At 72.4% G+C, this 17,589-nt stretch carries 13 protein-coding genes and 1 riboswitch; of the genes, 10 read left to right on the forward strand and 3 right to left on the reverse strand.

From position 1 onward, the window contains the following. Positions 1-70: 70 nt before the first annotated feature. Together ACFVW8_RS27310 and ACFVW8_RS27315 are read left to right on the forward strand one after the other, a co-directional pair. Complete coding sequence (locus tag ACFVW8_RS27310) at positions 71-478, forward strand: MGMT family protein (protein WP_389694451.1); 408 nt, start codon at positions 71-73, stop codon at positions 476-478. Between the two features lie 323 nt (positions 479-801). Continuing rightward, positions 802-4,170 carry an ATP-dependent helicase gene (locus ACFVW8_RS27315; protein WP_389694453.1) on the forward strand — a complete coding sequence of 1,123 codons (3,369 nt, stop codon included), beginning with the start codon at positions 802-804 and terminating at the stop codon, positions 4,168-4,170. A gap of 14 nt (positions 4,171-4,184) precedes the next feature. Here ACFVW8_RS27315 and ACFVW8_RS27320 read toward each other — a convergent pair whose 3' ends face one another. Continuing rightward, positions 4,185-5,102: an SAM-dependent methyltransferase gene (locus ACFVW8_RS27320; protein ID WP_389694455.1), complete on the reverse strand. Its 918-nt coding sequence runs from the start codon at positions 5,100-5,102 to the stop codon at positions 4,185-4,187. Between the two features lie 209 nt (positions 5,103-5,311). Here ACFVW8_RS27320 and ACFVW8_RS27325 point away from each other — a divergent pair, with 209 nt between their 5' ends. The 4 genes from ACFVW8_RS27325 to ACFVW8_RS27340 all read left to right on the forward strand — a co-directional run bounded on the left by ACFVW8_RS27325 (position 5,312) and on the right by ACFVW8_RS27340 (position 12,285). Beyond that, positions 5,312-8,794 carry a UvrD-helicase domain-containing protein gene (locus ACFVW8_RS27325; protein ID WP_389694457.1) on the forward strand — a complete coding sequence of 1,161 codons (3,483 nt, stop codon included), beginning with the start codon at positions 5,312-5,314 and terminating at the stop codon, positions 8,792-8,794. A gap of 10 nt (positions 8,795-8,804) precedes the next feature. Continuing rightward, positions 8,805-10,199: a dipeptidase gene (locus tag ACFVW8_RS27330; protein WP_389694459.1), complete on the forward strand. Its 1,395-nt coding sequence runs from the start codon at positions 8,805-8,807 to the stop codon at positions 10,197-10,199. Between the two features lie 44 nt (positions 10,200-10,243). Next, positions 10,244-11,188, forward strand: a complete 945-nt coding sequence (gene nudC / locus ACFVW8_RS27335; protein WP_389694461.1) for an NAD(+) diphosphatase — start codon at positions 10,244-10,246, stop codon at positions 11,186-11,188. Positions 11,189-11,253: 65 nt separating this feature from the next. Then, positions 11,254-11,359: riboswitch (ZMP/ZTP riboswitch) on the forward strand. A gap of 65 nt (positions 11,360-11,424) precedes the next feature. Then, the gene (locus ACFVW8_RS27340) at positions 11,425-12,285 is read left to right on the forward strand and encodes a bifunctional 5,10-methylenetetrahydrofolate dehydrogenase/5,10-methenyltetrahydrofolate cyclohydrolase (protein WP_389694463.1); all 861 of its coding nucleotides are present in this window, start codon (positions 11,425-11,427) and stop codon (positions 12,283-12,285) included. Between the two features lie 127 nt (positions 12,286-12,412). Here ACFVW8_RS27340 and ACFVW8_RS27345 read toward each other — a convergent pair whose 3' ends face one another. Then, entirely contained in the window at positions 12,413-13,180 is a 768-nt protein-coding gene (locus tag ACFVW8_RS27345; RefSeq protein WP_389694478.1) for a phosphotransferase, read from the reverse strand. Positions 13,181-13,343: 163 nt separating this feature from the next. Further along, positions 13,344-13,601: a mycoredoxin gene (locus tag ACFVW8_RS27350; RefSeq protein ID WP_389694465.1), complete on the reverse strand. Its 258-nt coding sequence runs from the start codon at positions 13,599-13,601 to the stop codon at positions 13,344-13,346. Positions 13,602-13,864: 263 nt separating this feature from the next. Here ACFVW8_RS27350 and ACFVW8_RS27355 point away from each other — a divergent pair, with 263 nt between their 5' ends. From ACFVW8_RS27355 to ACFVW8_RS27370, 4 genes are all read left to right on the forward strand, one after another. Then, the gene (locus ACFVW8_RS27355; protein WP_389694467.1) at positions 13,865-16,054 is read left to right on the forward strand and encodes an ATP-dependent DNA helicase UvrD2; all 2,190 of its coding nucleotides are present in this window, start codon (positions 13,865-13,867) and stop codon (positions 16,052-16,054) included. 164 nt (positions 16,055-16,218) lie between these two features. Then, entirely contained in the window at positions 16,219-16,554 is a 336-nt protein-coding gene (locus ACFVW8_RS27360; protein ID WP_389694469.1) for a hypothetical protein, read from the forward strand. Positions 16,555-16,728: 174 nt separating this feature from the next. Further along, a complete protein-coding gene (locus tag ACFVW8_RS27365) occupies positions 16,729-17,097 on the forward strand; it encodes a WhiB family transcriptional regulator (protein WP_389694471.1) in 369 nt (122 codons plus the stop codon). Positions 17,098-17,129: 32 nt separating this feature from the next. Then, the gene (locus tag ACFVW8_RS27370) at positions 17,130-17,453 is read left to right on the forward strand and encodes a hypothetical protein (protein ID WP_389694480.1); all 324 of its coding nucleotides are present in this window, start codon (positions 17,130-17,132) and stop codon (positions 17,451-17,453) included. Positions 17,454-17,589: the final 136 nt, after the last annotated feature.

A 17,589-nucleotide genomic window follows, 5' to 3' on the forward strand; every position in this document is an offset into this window, starting at 1 on the left:
GCGCACGCTCCGTGTCCGGCCGCACGCGGAATCGGCAGGGCTGTCGGTGGCGTACGGCAGGATGGGCCGGATGAGCGAACACCCGACGAGCGACGCGTTGCCGGAGTACGCGGAGCGCGTGCTCGATGTGGCCGAACTGATCCCGCCCGGCCGAGTCATGACCTACGGCGACATCGCCGAGTGGCTGGGGGACGGCGGCCCGCGTCAGGTCGGCCGGGTCATGGCGCTGTACGGGGGAGCGGTGCCGTGGTGGCGCGTCGTGCGCTCCGACGGGACGCTGCTGCCCGGCCACGAGCTGCGTGCCCTGAATCACTACCGCGAGGAGAGCACCCCGCTGCGCGAGGCCCCGCGCAGCGCGGACGGCCATGTCCCGCGTCTCGACATGAGACGCGCACGGTGGGACGGCGTCACCGGTCCAGCGGCGGGCGGCATGGCGGGCGGTCCGGGCGCGGACGGCGGCGGGGGTGCTCACACCTGACAGCTTCGGCCATCCGGTGGCCCATCGGGCGGAGCCGGGCCCGTACGGCGTACAGGAAGCACAAGACGTACGACCGGCATGAGACGTAGGGGAAGGACGGCCCGCGCAGGAAGTACGGGCCGTACAAGAAGGACGCGGCGTACCGGAGCCATGGGACACGGACACCGGCGGGCCCGCCGGCCCCGCTCCGTCCGCCCGGGCGGAACGTGACGATCCACGCAGCCGTCCCGCCGCAATCGGGGCCGGCGCCGGAGTAGCGTCGTCAGTTCGCGGCACGAGCCGCATCCCCACCATCAGCACACCCACCAGGACCGGCGACCCACGTGAGTTCCTCCTCCACCACCCGGCACAGCCCGTACCGTCCGGCACGGCAGCCGACCACGGGCGCGTACCGGCTGGTGCGTACCCTGCCGGGCTCCGTGGACCCTCCTCTTCTGGACGCAGCGCAGCGTGCGGTGGTTGACCACCCCGGCGGTCCGCTGCTGGTCCTCGCCGGACCGGGCACGGGCAAGACCACCACGCTCGTCGAGGCGGTCGCCGCCCGCGTCGCCCGGGGCGCCGACCCGGCCCGCATCCTGGTTCTCACCTTCAGCCGCAAGGCGGCCGTCGAACTCCGCGACCGGATGGCCGCCCGGCTCGGCGCGGTCCGGGGCCCACAGGCCACCACGTTCCACTCCTTCTGTTACGCGCTGGTCCGCGCCCACCAGGACGCCGATCTCTTCGCGGACCCGCTGCGGCTGCTCTCCGGACCGGAGCAGGACGTCACGGTCCGCGATCTGCTGGCCGGCCAGCTCGATCTGGAGAAGGAGGGCCACGACCACATCCGCTGGCCCGACGAACTGCGCGCCTGCCTGACCACGCGCGGATTCGCCGACGAGGTACGCGCGGTGCTCGCCCGCAGCCGTGAGCTGGGCCTCGGCCCGGACGCCCTCGCCGACTTCGCCCGGCGCACCGGCCGGCCCGACTGGAGCGCGGCCGCCGAGTTCCTCGCCGAGTACCTGGACGTCCTCGACGCCCAGGGGGTGCTGGACTACGCGGAACTGGTCCACCGGGCGGTGCTGCTCGCCGAGCGCCCCGAGGTGTCGGCTCTGCTGGCCGGGAGCTACGACCTGGTGTGCGTCGACGAGTACCAGGACACCGACCCGGCGCAGGTGCGGCTGCTGCACGCGCTGGCCGGCAACCGGGGGAGCACCCCGGGCGGCGGCGGTGGCCGGAACCTGATCGCGTTCGGCGACCCGGACCAGTCGATCTACGCCTTCCGGGGCGCAGATGTGAACGGCATCCTCGAATTCCCCGAGATGTTCCGGCGCGCGGACGGCGCTCCGGCCCCGGTCGGCGTCCTCACCACCTCACGCCGCTCCGGCGACCGGCTGCTTGCCGCCACCCGGCTGCTCACCCGGCGGATGCCGCTGACCCGGCTGCCCTCGGCGAAGGTCCGGGCCCACCGGGAGCTCGGCGCGGTCCGCGAGGGCGGCGGCGTCGAGACGTACACCTATCCCACCGCGTCCACCGAGCTCGACAACATCGCGGACCTGCTGCGCCGGGCGCATCTGGAGGACGGCGTGCCATGGCGCGAGATGGCGGTGCTGGTCCGGGCCGGCGGCCGTACGATCCCCGCGGTGCGCCGGGCCCTGACCTCGGCGGGCGTGCCCCTGGAGGTCGACGGCGACGACCTCCCGCTGCGCCACGAACCGGCCGTCGCCCCGCTCCTGACCGCCCTGCGCACGGTGGCCACGGCGGCGCTCCACACAAAAGCGGACGCGGACGCGGGCCCGGCAGCGGAGGCCGGGGCGGAATCCGGGGCCTCCGCCCCGGTGTCCTGGCTCGACACCGAGACCGCTCTGACCCTCCTCGCCTCCCCGCTCGGCTCCATGGACGCCGCCGACCTGCGCCGCCTGGGCCGGGCCCTGCGCGACGAGGAACGCGCCGCCGGGAACCGGGTGCCCGCACCCTCCGGAGATCTGCTGGCCCGCGCCCTAGCCGAGCCGGAGCGGCTCGTCGCGCACGATCCGGCGTACGCCCGCGGCGCCCAGCGCCTCGGCACCCTGCTGCGCAAGGCGCGCGAACTCCTGGAAGGCGGCGGCACGGCCGAAGAGGCCCTGTGGGAACTGTGGTCCGGCACCCCCTGGCCGGGCAGGCTGGAGCGCGCCGCGCTGCGCGGCGGTGCGGGCGGCCGCAACGCCGACCGCGACCTCGACGCGGTCTGCGCCCTGTTCGACACCGCGGCCCGCGCCGAGGAGCGCACCGGCGGACGAGGCGCGCTCAACTTCCTCGAAGAGGTCGACGCCCAGGACATCGCCGCCGACACCCTCTCCAGGCGCTCCGTCCGGCCCGACGCCGTACGGCTGATGACCGCGCACCGCTCCAAGGGGCTTGAGTGGCGCATGGTCGTCGTCGCCGGGGTCCAGGAGGGCCTCTGGCCGGACCTGCGCCGCCGCGGTTCGCTGCTCGAAGCGGACCGGATCGGCCGCGACGGCCTCGCCGAGCCCCTCACCCCCGGCGCCCTCCTCGCCGAGGAGCGCCGCCTCTTCTACGTGGCGGCCACCCGGGCCCGCGAACGCCTCGTCGTCACCGCCGTCAAGGCACCCGCTGACGACGGCGACCAGCCGTCCCGGTTCCTGACCGAGCTGGGCGCCGAACCCCGCGATGTCACCGGCCGCCCGCGCCGCCCCCTCGCCGTCGCCGCCCTCGTCGCCGAACTGCGCGCTACCACCGTGGACCCCGACGCGTCCGACACCCTGCGCGAGGAGGCCGCCCACCGCCTCGCCCGGCTCGCCGCCCTCGCCGACGACGAGGGGCAGCCGCTCGTGCCGTCGGCCCACCCCTACCGCTGGTGGGGCCTGTACGAGCCGACCCGCTCGGCCGTTCCGCTGCGCGACCGGGACCAGCCCGTCGCCCTGTCCGGCAGCGCGCTCGACCAGCTCGCCAACACCTGCGCGCTCCAGTGGTTCCTCGGCCGCGAGGTGAAGGCCGACGCCCCGGCGACGGCCGCCCAGGGATTCGGCAACGTCGTCCACGTACTCGCCGACGAGGTGGCCTCCGGACGCAGCCCCGCCGACCTGGCCGTCCTCATGGAACGGCTCGACTCGGTCTGGGACGGGCTGGTCTTCGACGCCCCCTGGAAGTCGCAGCAGGAGAAGGAACAGGCGCGCATCGCCCTCGAACGCTTCCTGCGCTGGCACGTCATGGACCGCACCGGCCGCACCCCGGCCGCCAGCGAGCACGACTTCGACGTGACCCTGGAGGCGGGCGAGTACGAGGTGCGCATCCGCGGCTCCATGGACCGCGTGGAGCGGGACGCCGAGGGCCGGGCCTACGTCGTCGACTTCAAGACGGGCAAGCAGTCCCCGACGAAGGACGAGGTCGCCCGCCACCCGCAGCTCGCGGTCTACCAGCTGGCCGTCCGCGAAGGCGCGGTAGACGACGTCTTCGACGGCCGGCGCCCGGAGTCCGGCGGCGCCGAACTCGTACAGCTGCGCCAGCCCGCTCCCAAGAAGGAGGGCGGTGACGCCGTCCCCAAGGTGCAGGCACAGCAGCCGCCGGACACCGAGTGGGTCTCCGACCTGCTGGCGACCGCCGCGGGCCGGGTCCTGGACGAACGGTTCACGCCGACGACCGGCCAGCACTGCACCCACTGCACCTTCAGGGCCTCGTGCAGTGCGCAGCCGGAAGGGCGCCACGTCCTGGAGTAGCGGCGGGCCCCGGGTCAGTTCTTGCGGGCCACCACTCCGTACACACTGACGTCGGCGTCGGTGACGTCGTTGATGTCCTGGTAGCGCGTGCGGTCCAGCTCGTCCAGGCCCGCCACGAACTCCGGATCCGGGTCCGCGGCCTCGGGCAGATCGATGACCTGCTCGGGGCGCCAGCGGTGCACCGGGACGACTCCGGGATCGAGCATCTCCAGACCGTTGCCCGTCACGAAACGTTCCACCTGGGCGTGCGAGCGGCGCACCATGGCGAAGCCGCGCTCCTTGAACGCCTTCGTCACCTGGCCGACCTGCTCGGGGTTGAGATCCGAACTGACGTTGCTCAGGACGAGATGGCTGCCCGACGGCAGCGCCTCGACGAGCTGCCGCACGATCGGATAGGCCTCGTCGTCCTCGATGAAGTGGAGGACGGCGGCGAGCACGAGTGCGACCGGGCGGTCGAAGTCGAGGGTGGCGCGGGCGGCTTCGAGGATCTTGCCCGGGTCGCGCAGATCCGCCTCGATGTAGTCGGTACGGCCCTGGGGGCCACTGGTGAGCAGCGCCTGCGCGTGGACGAGGACGACCGGGTCGTTGTCGACGTACACGACCCTCGAATCCGGGGCGACGGCCTGCGCGATCTGGTGGACGTTCTGCTGGGTCGGCAGCCCCGCGCCGACATCCAGGAACTGCCGGGTCCCGGCCTTCGCGGCGAGGGTCACCGCGCGCCGCATGAAGTCCCGGTTGTGCCGCACGGTGAGATACCCGCGCGGGTTGGCGGCCAGTGCCATCGAGGCGGCCTCGCGGTCCGCCGGGTAGTTGTCCTTGCCGCCGAGGAAGACGTCGTAGACCCGGGCCGGGTGCGCCTTCGTGGTGTCGATGCGCTTCCTCAGCTCGGCGGTGGGGTCCGCGGAGCCGGGGGCGGGGGCGTCGGCGCTCATATGACCGTCCTCGTAAGGCTGTTGATGCGACAAGCGGCCAATCTAGACGGTCTCCCGCGGCTTGTGCGCGACCGTGACGCGGTCCGCACCCGGATCGTCCCCGGACGCCGTGCGTTTCCTCACACCGTTTCGCGGGCCTCACCCCGGGCCCGGGGCGAGGGCGCTCACGGCTTCGTGGGTTGTCAGTGCGTCCGGTTAGCCTCTGTGGAGTGACCTCCCGCATCACCGATCCCGAGCAGCTCAAGGAGCTCCTCGGGATCCCCTTCACCCCGGAGCAGACGGCGTGCATCACCGCGCCGCCCGCCCCGCAGGTGATCGTCGCCGGAGCCGGGTCGGGGAAGACGACGGTGATGGCGGCCCGCGTGGTGTGGCTCGTGGGGACCGGACAGGTCGCCCCCGAGCAGGTCCTCGGCCTCACCTTCACCAACAAGGCGGCCGGTGAGCTGGCGGAGCGCGTCCGCAAGGCCCTGATCGCGGCCGGTGTCACCGACCCGGACGTGATCGACCCGGACAACCCGCCGGGCGAACCAGCCATCTCCACGTACCACGCGTTCGCCGGCCGGCTGCTGACCGAGCACGGGCTGCGGATAGGGCTCGAACCCACCGTCCGCCTCCTCGCCGACGCCACCCGCTTCCAGCTCGCCGCCCGCGTCCTGCGCGAGGCCCCCGGCCCCTACCCGGCCCTGACCAGGTCGTTCCCCACCCTGGTCAGCGATCTGCTGGCGCTTGACGCCGAGCTGGCCGAACACCTCGTCCGCCCCGAACAGCTCGCCGAGTACGACACCGAACTGCTCCGTGAGCTGGAGAGCGCCAAGCTCAGCAACGCCGAACTGCGCAAGATCCCCGAGACCGCCGAGGCCCGACGCGAACTGCTGTCCCTGACCCGGCGCTACCGGGAGGCGAAGCGGAGCCGCGACCTCCTCGACTTCGGCGACCAGATCGCCCTCTCCGCACAGCTCGCCCTGACCCGGCCCGAGGTCGGCGCGATCCTGCGCGAGGAGTACCGGGTCGTCCTGCTCGACGAGTACCAGGACACCTCCGTGGCCCAGCGGCTCCTGCTCTCCGCCCTCTTCGGCAGCGGCCCCGACGGCATCGCGTCCGGACACGCGGTCACCGCCGTCGGCGACCCCTGCCAGGCCATCTACGGCTGGCGCGGCGCATCCGTCGCCAACCTCGACGACTTCCCCAGCCACTTCCCGCAGGCCGACGGCGCGCCCGCGACCCGCTACTCCCTCAGTGAGAACCGCCGCAGCGGCGGCCGCCTCCTCCACCTCGCCAACGGACTGGCCGAACCGCTGCGCGCCATGCACGAGGGCGTCGAGGCACTGCGCCCCGCCACCGGCGCCGAGCGCGACGGCATCGTCCGCTGCGCGCTGCTGCGCACCCACACGGAGGAGATCGACTGGCTCGCCGACTCGATCGCGCACCTCGTGCGGACGGGCAGGGCGCCCGGCGAGATCGCCGTCCTGTGCCGCACCGCCGGCGACTTCCCGCAGATCCAGGCCGCCCTGGTGGCCCGGGACATCCCGGTCGAGGTCGTCGGTCTCGCCGGGCTGCTCCACCTTCCCGAGGTCGCCGACCTCGTCGCGGTCTGCGAGGTCCTGCAGGACCCGGGGGCCAACGCCTCCCTGGTCCGGCTGCTCACCGGCCCCCGCTGGCGGATCGGCCCCCGCGACCTGGCACTGCTCGGCCGTCGGGCCCGCCTCCTGGTCCACCGAGCCTCCCATGGCGACGACGAGGACTACGACCCCGACCGCCGCCTCGCCGAAGCAGTCGAGGGCGTCGACCCGGCCGAGGTGATCTCACTGGCCGACGCCCTGGACACCTTCCTCGACTCCGGCGGCGAGGAGGACGACCGGCTGCCGTTCTCCGCCGAGGGCCGTATCCGCTTCGCCCGGCTCGCCGCCGAACTGCGCGATCTGCGGCGCTCGCTCGCCGACCCGCTGATGGACGTACTGCACCGGGTCCTCAGCACCACCGGCCTGGAGGTCGAGCTCTCCGCGTCCCCGCAGGCCCTGGCCGCCCGCCGCCGCGAGACCCTCGCCAACTTCCTCGACGTCGCGGCCCGCTTCGCCGCCGTCGACGGCGAGGCCACCCTCCTCGCCTTCCTCGGCTTCCTGCGGACCGCCGCGCAGTACGAGAAGGGCCTGGACAACGCACTGCCCGGCGGCGAGAACACCGTCAAGGTCCTCACCGCCCACAAGTCCAAGGGCCTCGAATGGGACGTCGTCGCCGTGCCCGGCCTGGTCACCGGCCAGTTCCCCAGCGGCCAGTCCCGCGACGCCTGGACCTCCCAGTCCAAGGTCCTCCCGCACGCCCTGCGCGGTGACACGGCCACGCTGCCCGTCATCCACTCCTTCGACGCCAAGGGCCTCAAGGGCTTCAAGGAGGAGATGAAGGATCACCAGCACACCGAGGAGCTGCGTCTGGGGTACGTCACCTTCACCCGGCCCCGCACCCTGCTGCTCGGCTCCGGCCACTGGTGGGGCCCGAGCCAGAAGAAGCCGCGCGGTCCGTCGGACTTCCTGCACGCGCTGTACGAGCACTGCGAGGCCGGTCACGGCGAGATCGAGGCCTGGGCGGACGAGCCGGCCGAGGACGAGGAGAACCCCGCCCTCGCCGAGTCGGCGGACGGCCACGCCTGGCCGCTGCCCCTGGACGACACCGCGCTGGCCCGGCGCAGGGCTGCCGCGGACACGGTGATGGCCCACCTGGCCGCGCTGGCCACGGCCGGCCCCGTGCCTGACGCGCGCGGGGTGTCCGCGTCGGAGGGGGCGTCAGCGCCGGACGGCGCGGGGGCGGTGCCCTCGTCGGACGGGGTTCCCCTCGACGACGAGGCCTTCCCGGACGACGAACCGTTCCCGGACGAGGAGCTGTTCCCCGAGGACGACCCCTTCCTGGACGAGTCCCCCTTCCTGGACGACGACGCCCCGCCTTCGCAGCCCCCGCACGTCCCCGCGGCCCGCGCGCCCGAGAGCGTCCCCCCGCGCCTCACCCCCGAGGAGTCCCGCACCCTCGCCTCCTGGGACCGCGACCTGGACGCGCTCGCCGGGGAGCTGCGCCGGGCCCGCGCCACCGTGCGCGACGTCCTCGTACCGGCCTCGCTCTCGGCCACCCAGCTGCTGCGGCTGGCCGACGACCCCGACGGCTTCGCCCAGGAGCTGGCCCGCCCGATGCCCAGGCCCCCGCAGCCCGCGGCCCGCCGGGGCACCCGCTTCCACGCCTGGGTCGAGTCCCGCTTCGAGGAACTGCCGCTGCCGATGCTCGGCCCCGACGAGCTGCCCGGCGGTGACGAGAGCGACACCGACATCGCCGACGAACGCGATCTCGCCGAGCTCAAGGAGGCCTTCGAGCGCACCCCGTACGCCCGTCGCACTCCGTACCGGGTCGAGACGCCGTTCCAGATCACCCTGGCCGGGCGGGTGATCCGGGGCCGTATCGACGCGGTGTACCGGACGGGTGACACCTACGAGATCGTCGACTGGAAGACCAGCCGCACCAACACCGCCGACCCCCTCCAGCTCGCCGTCTACCGCCTCGCCTGGGCCGAGCTGCACGGACTGCCGCTCACCGACGTCACGGCCACCTTCCTCTTCGTCCGGAGCGGCGAGAGCGTCCGCCCCACCCGCCTCCCGGGCCGGCCGGAACTGGAGCGCATCCTCCTGGACGAGCCGCCCCTCACGGACGGATAAGCTGAAGGTCATGAGTGACACCCCGGACAGCGCCGTCCACACGTACGCCGAGCAGCACCGCACAGCCTTCCTCGACGACCTCGCCGAGTGGCTGCGCATCCCGTCCGTATCCGCTCAGCCGGAGCACGACGGGGACGTACGGCGCAGTGCCGACTGGCTGTCCGGCAAGCTGACGGAGACCGGCTTCCCGGTCGCCGAGGTCTGGGAGACGGCGGGGGCGCCCGCGGTGTTCGGCGAGTGGCCGTCCGACGACCCGGACGCTCCGACGGTTCTGGTGTACGGACACCACGACGTGCAGCCGGCCGCCCGCGAGGACGGCTGGGACACCGACCCGTTCGAGCCGGAGATCAGGGACGGCCGGATGTACGGGCGCGGAGCGGCCGACGACAAGGGGCAGGTGTTCTTCCACACCCTCGGCGTCCGGGCGCACCTGGCCACCACCGGCCGCACCACGCCCGCCGTGCACCTCAAGCTCATCGTCGAGGGCGAGGAGGAGTCCGGTTCGCCGCATTTCCGAGCCCTGGTCGAGCAGGAGGCGGTGCGCCTCGCCGCCGACGCCGTGATCGTCTCCGACACCGGCATGTGGGACGAGTCGACCCCGACCGTCTGCACCGGCATGCGCGGCCTCGCCGAGTGCGAGATCGAGCTGCACGGCCCCGGCCAGGACATCCACTCCGGATCGTTCGGCGGCGCGGTCCCCAATCCGGCCACCGCCGTCGCCCGGCTCGTCGCGGCGCTCCACGACGAGGACGGCCGGGTCGCGGTCCCCGGTTTCTACGACGACGTGGCCGAACTCACCGACACCGCACGCGCACTCTTCGCCGAGCTGCCGTTCGACGAGGCCACCTGGCTGCGTACCGCCAAGTCGCAGGCGGCGTCCGGAGAGGCCGGCTACTCCACGCTGGAGCGGATCTGGGCCCGCCCGACCGCCGAGGTCAACGGCATCGGCGGCGGCTACCAGGGCGCCGGAAGCAAGACGATCATCCCGTCCTCGGCACGGGTGAAGCTCAGCTTCCGCCTGGTCGCGGGACAGCAGCCGGACCGTGTCCAGAAGGCCGTGCAGGCCTGGGCCGAGGAGCGGATCCCGGCCGGGATCCGCCACCGGATCACCTTCCTCCCCGCCACCCGCCCCTGCCTCACCCCGCTGGACCACCCCGCCCTGCAGGCCGTCGCCCGTGCCATGGGACGGGCGTTCGGCCAGAAGATCAACTTCACCCGGGAAGGAGGCTCGGGACCCGCCGCCGATCTGCAGGACGTGCTCGGCGCCCCCGTCCTCTTCCTGGGCATCTCCGTACCGTCCGACGGCTGGCACGCCCCCAACGAGAAGGTCGAACTCGACCTGCTGTTCAAGGGCGTCGAAACCAGCGCCCATCTCTGGGGCGAACTGGCAGCCGCACTCCGCTGAATCCTCTGAACACCCGATCCATCCCGGGGGAGTAGGAAGCACCTGTGAGCACCTTCGACAACGCCATCACAGACCGGCCCATCGGTCTGACCGCGCCCAGCGGCATCGACCGCGCGGCGCACCACCGCCTCGACGAGGCATGGCTGTCCGCCGCGTGGAGCCACCCGACGACCCGGGTCTTCGTCGTCTCCGGCGGGCAGGTGCTGATCGACGACACCGCCGACGGCACCGAACTCGTGATGACCCCCGCCTTCGAGGCGCCCGTCACCGAGACCCACCGCTACTTCCTCGGCACCGACGAGGAAGGCGTCAGCTACTTCGCGCTCCAGAAGGACTCGCTGCCGGGCCGCATGGACCAGTCGGCGCGCCCCGCGGGCCTGCGTGAGGCGGGCCTGCTCCTCGGCGCCCGTGACGCCGGCCTGATGGTGCACGCCGTGGCGCTGGAGAACTGGCAGCGGCTGCACCGTTTCTGCTCGCGCTGCGGCGAACGCACGGTCATCGCGGCGGCGGGCCACATCCGCCGCTGCCAGGCCTGCGGCGCGGAGCACTACCCGCGCACCGACCCGGCCGTCATCATGCTGGTCACCGACGACCAGGACCGCGCCCTGCTCGGCCGCCAGGTGCACTGGCCCGAGGGCCGCTTCTCCACCCTGGCCGGTTTCGTCGAGCCGGGCGAATCGATCGAACAGTCCGTGGCGCGCGAGGTCTTCGAGGAAGCGGGCATCACGGTCGGCGAGGTCGACTACGTCGCCAGCCAGCCCTGGCCCTTCCCGTCGAGCCTGATGCTCGGTTTCATGGCCCGGGCCACGACGTACGAGATCAACGTGGACGGCGAGGAGATCGAGGAGGCGCGCTGGTTCTCCCGCGAGGAGCTGACCGCCGCCTTCGAGTCGGGCGAGGTCCTGCCCCCGTTCGGCATCTCGATCGCGGCCCGGCTGATCGAGATCTGGTACGGGAAGCCGCTGCCGAGGCCGCGCAGCGCCGGCTGACACCGGCGTACGGACGCGAGCGGGGGAGTGCGGCCGCAGGCCCCCGCTCCCGCCGCTCTACAGTGGACGCGGGCCGTGACTGGCGCTGAGGTGGAGCACCACCGGGGAGCGGCCGCAGAGAACACCGGCAGTCCATGGAGACTGCCGAAGCCGTGCGCCTGGGCGACCGACCACGAACCCGCGATCCCCGCGGCCCCAGTGGCCGACGTGATCGCCCACGCGCCCAGGAGCACCACATGAACCCGACCAGCACGGCTCAGTTGATGGACGGCGCGGGCCTCGCGCGCCGGAGCGTCGAGGAGACCACCGCCGCGGCCGAGGAGATCCGGCTGCGCACCGGGACGGCGCCCTGTCTCGCCACCGTCCTGGTCGGCGAGGACCCGTCCTCGGTGACGTACGTCAGGATGAAGCGCAACCGCTGCGCCCGCGCCGGCATCGAGTCCCGGCACGTGGCCCTTCCGGCCGAATCCACCACCCAGGACGTCGTCGCCGCCGTCACCGCCCTCTCGCAGGACCCGGGAGTGCACGGCATCCTGCTCCAGCACCCGATGGGCCCGGGGGTCGACGAGCGGGCCGCCTTCGAGGCGATCGCCCCGGAGAAGGACGTCGACGGCGTCACCATGCACTCCTTCGCCGCGATGGGCTTCGGCCTGCCGGGATTCGTCTCCTGCACCCCCGGCGGGATCATGCGGCTGCTCGACGCGTACGAGGTCGGCCTCGCGGGCAAGCACGCGGTGGTGGTGGGCCGCAGTGCCATCCTGGGCAAGCCCGCCGGAATGCTGCTGCTGGGCCGCAACGCCACGGTGACGTACTGCCACTCGTACACCGCCGACCTCTCCTCCCTCGTGCGGCAGGCGGACGTCCTGGTGGCCGCGGTGGGCCGGCCGCGCTTCATCACGGGCGCGGACATCAGGCCGGGCGCCGTGGTGATCGACGCGGGCTACAACGAGGGCAACGTCGGTGACGTCGATTTCGCGACCGCTTCCGAGCGCGCGAGCCTGATCACTCCCGTTCCGGGCGGTGTCGGTCCCATGACCATCGCCGTCCTCCTCGAACAGACGGTGACGGCGGCGTCCCGGCAGCTCGGCCTGAGCTGACCCGGTCGGTCGGGCGGGCGTGCCGGCGCTTCTGCGGTGCGTTTCGACAGTGCGTTTCGACGGTGCGTTTCCAGGCGCTTTTCCATGGCGCGTTTCCACGGGGTGGGGCGGCCGCGGCCCGAGGACGTCAGTCCAGCAGGGCGACCGTGAACGTCTCGCGGTGGGCGGCCAGCCAGGCCTGCATGCGGTCCCAGCGCTTCCATCCACCACGCTCGGCCAGCGCTTGCAGGTAGACGGGATCACCGTCGGCCACGCGACGGGTGACGAAGGCCCGACAGGTCTCCGTGGCCTGTTCGATGACACCGGGCAGTCCGGCACGCTCGCCCGGCGGGAGACCGTAGCCGTCGGCGAGGATCCGCAGCCGTGCGGACACATCCGGGCCGCCGGGGTACAGGGGTGCCGCGGACAGCGGGTCGAGCATGGGCACCCAGTAGCGGGCCGTCATGGCGAGGTCCCAGAGAGGACGGCCCGGAGCCGCCAGGTCGAAATCGATGAGGGCGGCGGCTCGACCGTCGCGGAAGACCACGTTCTCCGGACACACATCGTTGTGGCACACCATCGTTCCTCCCGCCGGGTCGGCGAGATCCTGGGGCCATTCGACGTCCGTACCGGCCCCGATGTCCTCGCTCGCCTCATGCAGGCGGCGCAACAGGCGCCCCACCGATTCGAGGGCGGTCGTCGTCAGCACCCAGCCCGGGAACGGTGGCAGAGCCACATCACCAGGGACGAAGGTCAGCTGCTCACGCCCGCCAGCGGTGAGGCCGACGGGAGTCGGAGCAGCGTCGAAGCCGTGCTCCTTCAGCGCGAGGAGGTGGGCATGGAGGCCGGGTGCGTGGCGCGGCGCCGGTCGTTCCACCAACGCACCCCGGCGGAAGACGGCGCCCGCGTTCGCCATGCCGCCGACCAGCGCGCCGTCGGCCTCGCCCTCGGTCGCCACACCGGTCACGCTACCCCCAAACCGGCCTCGTACAGGCGGACATGCAAAGACCCCCGATGCGGCGCCGGGCCGTTCGGGGGGCGGGTGCGTCACAGGGGGCGGACGCCCGGTGCCCTGGGTGTCAGACGCCCAGCGCCTGCTTCACCTGGGCAAGGCTCGGGTTCGTCATGACGACGTCGTCGCCACCGCTGGAGGGAGCCACCAGAACCGTCGGGACCGTCTGGTTCCCGCCGTTCGCCTTCTCGACGAAGGCCGCGGACTCCGGGTCGTGCTCGATGTTGATCTCGGTGTACGCGATGCCCTCGCGGTCCATCTGGCCCTTGAGCCGACGGCAGTATCCGCACCACGTGGTGCTGTACATCGTCACAGTGCCCGGCATGTCTTGGCGCTCCTCTGTCTCTTCGGTCCCGGCAATCCCGTCACATCCCGGCTCGGTCTCCTCCGCCGAGCTCATCACATCCGGCCTACGGATTCGGCCTACGGATTCGGCATCGGAGAAGCCGGGACGTGCGTTGCCGCACGCAAGGTGAACGCGCGTGACCTGGCGCCCATTCCCGACGCCGGTCCCGATTAGTACGACGGATGCGGCACCCCTGTGGACAACTTCCACGCCCGCCCCTTTCGACCTGGCAGCATGGCGGGGTGACATCAGCAACGCATTCCACCCTCTTCCCTCAGGTCCCCGACTCCGCCGACGCCGTCCTCGACGGGCTCGACCCCGAGCAGCGCGAGGTCGCCGTGGCCCTGCAGGGCCCGGTGTGCGTGCTGGCCGGAGCCGGTACGGGCAAGACGCGGGCCATCACGCACCGCATCGCCTACGGGGTCCGCGCGGGGATACTCCAGCCGACGAGTGTGCTTGCTGTCACCTTCACCAACCGCGCCGCCGGCGAGATGCGGGGGCGGCTGCGCCAGCTCGGGGCCGGCGGGGTGCAGGCGCGGACCTTCCACTCCGCGGCCCTGCGCCAGCTCCAGTACTTCTGGCCGAAAGCCGTCGGTGGCGATCTGCCCCGGCTGCTGGAGCGCAAGGTCCAGCTGGTGGCCGAGGCGGCGGCCCGCTGCGGCATCCGGCTCGACCGCAACGAGCTCCGCGATGTCACCAGCGAGATCGAGTGGGCCAAGGTCACCCAGACCGTGCCCGCCGACTACCCGGCCGTCGTCGCCAAGTCGCAGCGGGACGCCCCGCGCGACCCTGCCGAGATCTCCCAGGTCTACGCGATGTACGAGCAGCTGAAGCGGGACCGCACGGTCATGGACTTCGAGGACGTGCTGCTGCTCACCGTCGGCATCCTCCAGGACCGGCACGACATCGCCGACCACGTGCGCAGCCAGTACCAGCACTTCGTCGTCGACGAGTACCAGGACGTCAGCCCGCTCCAGCAGCGGCTGCTCGACCTCTGGCTGGGTGACCGGGACAACCTCTGCGTCGTCGGCGACGCCAGCCAGACGATCTACTCCTTCACCGGAGCCACCCCCGACCACCTGCTGAACTTCCGCACCAGGCACCCCCGGGCCACGGTCGTCAAACTCGTCCGGGACTACCGCTCCACGCCCCAGGTGGTCCACCTGGCCAACGGGCTGCTTGCCCAGGCCCGGGGCAGGGCCGCCGAGCACCGGCTCGAACTGGTCTCGCAGCGCGAGCGCGGTCCCGAGCCCGCCTACACGGAGTACGCGGACGAACCCGCCGAGGCGGAGGGCACCGCACACCGCATCCGTGACCTGATCGCCGCGGGCGTCCCGGCGGGCGAGATCGCCGTGCTCTACCGGGTCAACTCCCAGTCCGAGGTCTACGAGCAGGCCCTGGCCGATGCGGGCGTGCCGTACCAGCTGAGGGGAGCGGAGCGGTTCTTCGAGCGCGCCGAGGTACGGGAAGCGGGCGTCGCACTGCGCGGCGCCGCCCGAGCCGGGGGCAACGACTCCCTGCTGGACGATGCGGAGGGGCTGCCCGCCGAGGTCCGCGCCGTGCTCTCCACCAAGGGCTGGCGGAGCGAGCCGCCCGCCGGGTCCGGGGCGGTGCGCGACCGCTGGGAGTCGCTCGCCGCACTCGTCAGGCTCGCCGAGGACTTCGAACAGGCCAGGCCGGGCGCGACCCTCTCCGACCTGGTCGCGGAACTGGACGAGCGGGCCGCGGCCCAGCACGCCCCCACGGTCCAGGGGGTCACGCTGGCCTCGCTGCACTCGGCAAAGGGCCTGGAGTGGGACGCGGCGTTCCTGGTCGGCCTGACCGAGGGCATGATGCCGATCACCTACGCCAAGACGGACGAGCAGGTCGAGGAGGAGCGCCGGCTGCTGTACGTCGGTGTCACCCGGGCCCGCTTCCACCTCTCGCTGTCGTGGTCGCTGGCCCGCTCGCCCGGCGGCCGGGCCGGCCGCCGCCCGAGCCGTTTCCTGAACGGCCTGCGCCCCGGCTCGGCGGCACCGGGCGGCCGGAGCGCGGCGGGCGGCAGCGGCGGCATCGAGCGCCCGGCGGCGGTCCGGCGCAAGCGGCGCGGACCCGCACTGTGCAGGGTGTGCGGCAAGACCCTCACCGACGCCGGTGAGATGAAGCTGATGCGCTGCGACGACTGCCCGTCGGACATGGACGAGGCGCTGTACGAGCGGCTGCGCGACTGGCGTGCGGCGCGGGCGCAGGAGATCAGCCAGCCCGCCTACTGCGTGTTCACCGACAAGACGCTGATGGCCATCGCGGAGGCGGTGCCGGGCAGCGAGGGCGAACTGGCCGGGATCTCCGGGGTCGGCGCGCGGAAGCTGGGCCGGTTCGGCGCCGCGGTGCTGGACATCTGCGCAGGTGGGGACGGGATGGAGGAGCCCGCGGAGGCCGACGAGGAGGTGTGAGAAAAACTCGTCGAAAAAATAGTTTGCGCCCGCACCAGTCGTCACCATAGGTTCTTAACCACGGGAACAGCGACTTCTCTGAAGCCCTGATCCTGTGCTGTACTTATCCGAATACGCAGGACCGGCCCGCCGGTCCCCCGAGACGCCGAGAGGAGGCGATTGAAGTGATCAGCATCATCGAGACCAACAAAATGACCGATCTCTCGGTCGTCTCCGCCTGCTCGCTCGGCCTCGCCTGCTCTTCGAAGTCTTCGCTGCGTGGCACCGGTATGTCCGGCATCTCCGCCGTCAGCCCGCTGTCCCCGGCAAGCCTTCCCGTGCGGGAGCGCAATGAGCGACCGACCCAGGCACCGGCAGCAGCAGTAGCGAAGGGACAGGCCCAGGCCTATGCCTTTGCGGCCGTCGGTGCGGGAGCGGAAGCCGGAGCCAAGAAGCAGACGACGCACCACCACACGATGTGGGCCTTCCGTGGGCCTGAACCCTGGAGAGATCCAGCCTGATCGACGATCAGGCCGGCGCCTTCAGGGCCGCGGAACCCCACTCGGGATCCGCGGCCCTTTTGTTTTGTCCAAACGGACGAGACAGCGCGAAGGAGCCTCGGGACAAAGCAACACCTGGTACCAGCCGCCCCCCGGCCAACAGGCCGGAAACGACCAGACGAGGACACCACCACCGTGCAACTCGAAGCGCACGCCCCGTCCGTACCGCCTTCCGACACGATCCCCCCGCCCGGCCTCACGGAGGACTCCACCTTGACCCCGCTCACTGCGCTCACCGCGCTCGACGACGCCATCGAGAACCTCGGCGTCCCCGTCCCCTGCCGCGCCTACGACCCGGAGGTCTTCTTCGCCGAGTCCCCGGCCGACGTCGAGTACGCCAAGTCCCTCTGCCGCACCTGTCCGCTCGTCGAGGCCTGCCTCGCCGGTGCCAAGGAGCGCCGCGAGCCGTGGGGTGTCTGGGGTGGCGAGCTCTTCATCCAGGGCGTCGTCGTTGCTCGCAAGCGTCCGCGTGGCCGTCCGCGCAAGAACCCGGTCGCGGCGTGATCGCCGACCTGGGGGTTGCGGCCCCCAAGCCCATGAAGCGCATCGGAACCATCGACCGTCCCCAGACCCACGACCCGCGAAACCAGGACCCCATGACCATCCCCACGAGGGAGCCCGTCGGCTCCGCGACACCGGACGTCACCATCATCGGCGCGAACGACTCGCGTCAGAACAGGACCCGTGAGATGCAACTCATCCCAGAAGCCCTGGCTCGTGCTCATATGCACGACCGCCTGCGGGAAGCCGACGCGGAACGCCAGGCCGTGCGCCTGGTCAACGCGCGGCGGATGCAGCGCCGCGCCGAGCGCGCCTCGATGCGTGCCCGGCGTGCGCTGGCCATGGCGGTCATGCACTGAGCCGAGCAGGCCCCAGCCCCGGCGGTACCGAACACACCCAGCAGGACCGCACACCAGCAGTACGGAACACCGGCAGGACCGCTGCGGGTCAGCCGCTCTCTGACCCGCAGCCATCAGTACCCACCCACTTCACGAC

The organism is Streptomyces sp. NPDC058221 (assembly GCF_042882365.1).
Classification (GTDB): domain Bacteria; phylum Actinomycetota; class Actinomycetes; order Streptomycetales; family Streptomycetaceae; genus Streptomyces.

Coding starts and splice junctions, on each gene's coding strand:
- ACFVW8_RS27370 (WP_389694480.1), top strand. CDS start 17,130: ATGAAGCGCATCGGAACCATCGACCGTCCCCAGACCCACGACCCGCGA.
- ACFVW8_RS27345 (WP_389694478.1), bottom strand. CDS start 13,180: ATGGCGAACGCGGGCGCCGTCTTCCGCCGGGGTGCGTTGGTGGAACGA.
- ACFVW8_RS27330 (WP_389694459.1), top strand. CDS start 8,805: ATGAGTGACACCCCGGACAGCGCCGTCCACACGTACGCCGAGCAGCAC.
- ACFVW8_RS27350 (WP_389694465.1), bottom strand. CDS start 13,601: ATGCCGGGCACTGTGACGATGTACAGCACCACGTGGTGCGGATACTGC.
- ACFVW8_RS27310 (WP_389694451.1), top strand. CDS start 71: ATGAGCGAACACCCGACGAGCGACGCGTTGCCGGAGTACGCGGAGCGC.
- ACFVW8_RS27340 (WP_389694463.1), top strand. CDS start 11,425: ATGAACCCGACCAGCACGGCTCAGTTGATGGACGGCGCGGGCCTCGCG.
- ACFVW8_RS27320 (WP_389694455.1), bottom strand. CDS start 5,102: ATGAGCGCCGACGCCCCCGCCCCCGGCTCCGCGGACCCCACCGCCGAG.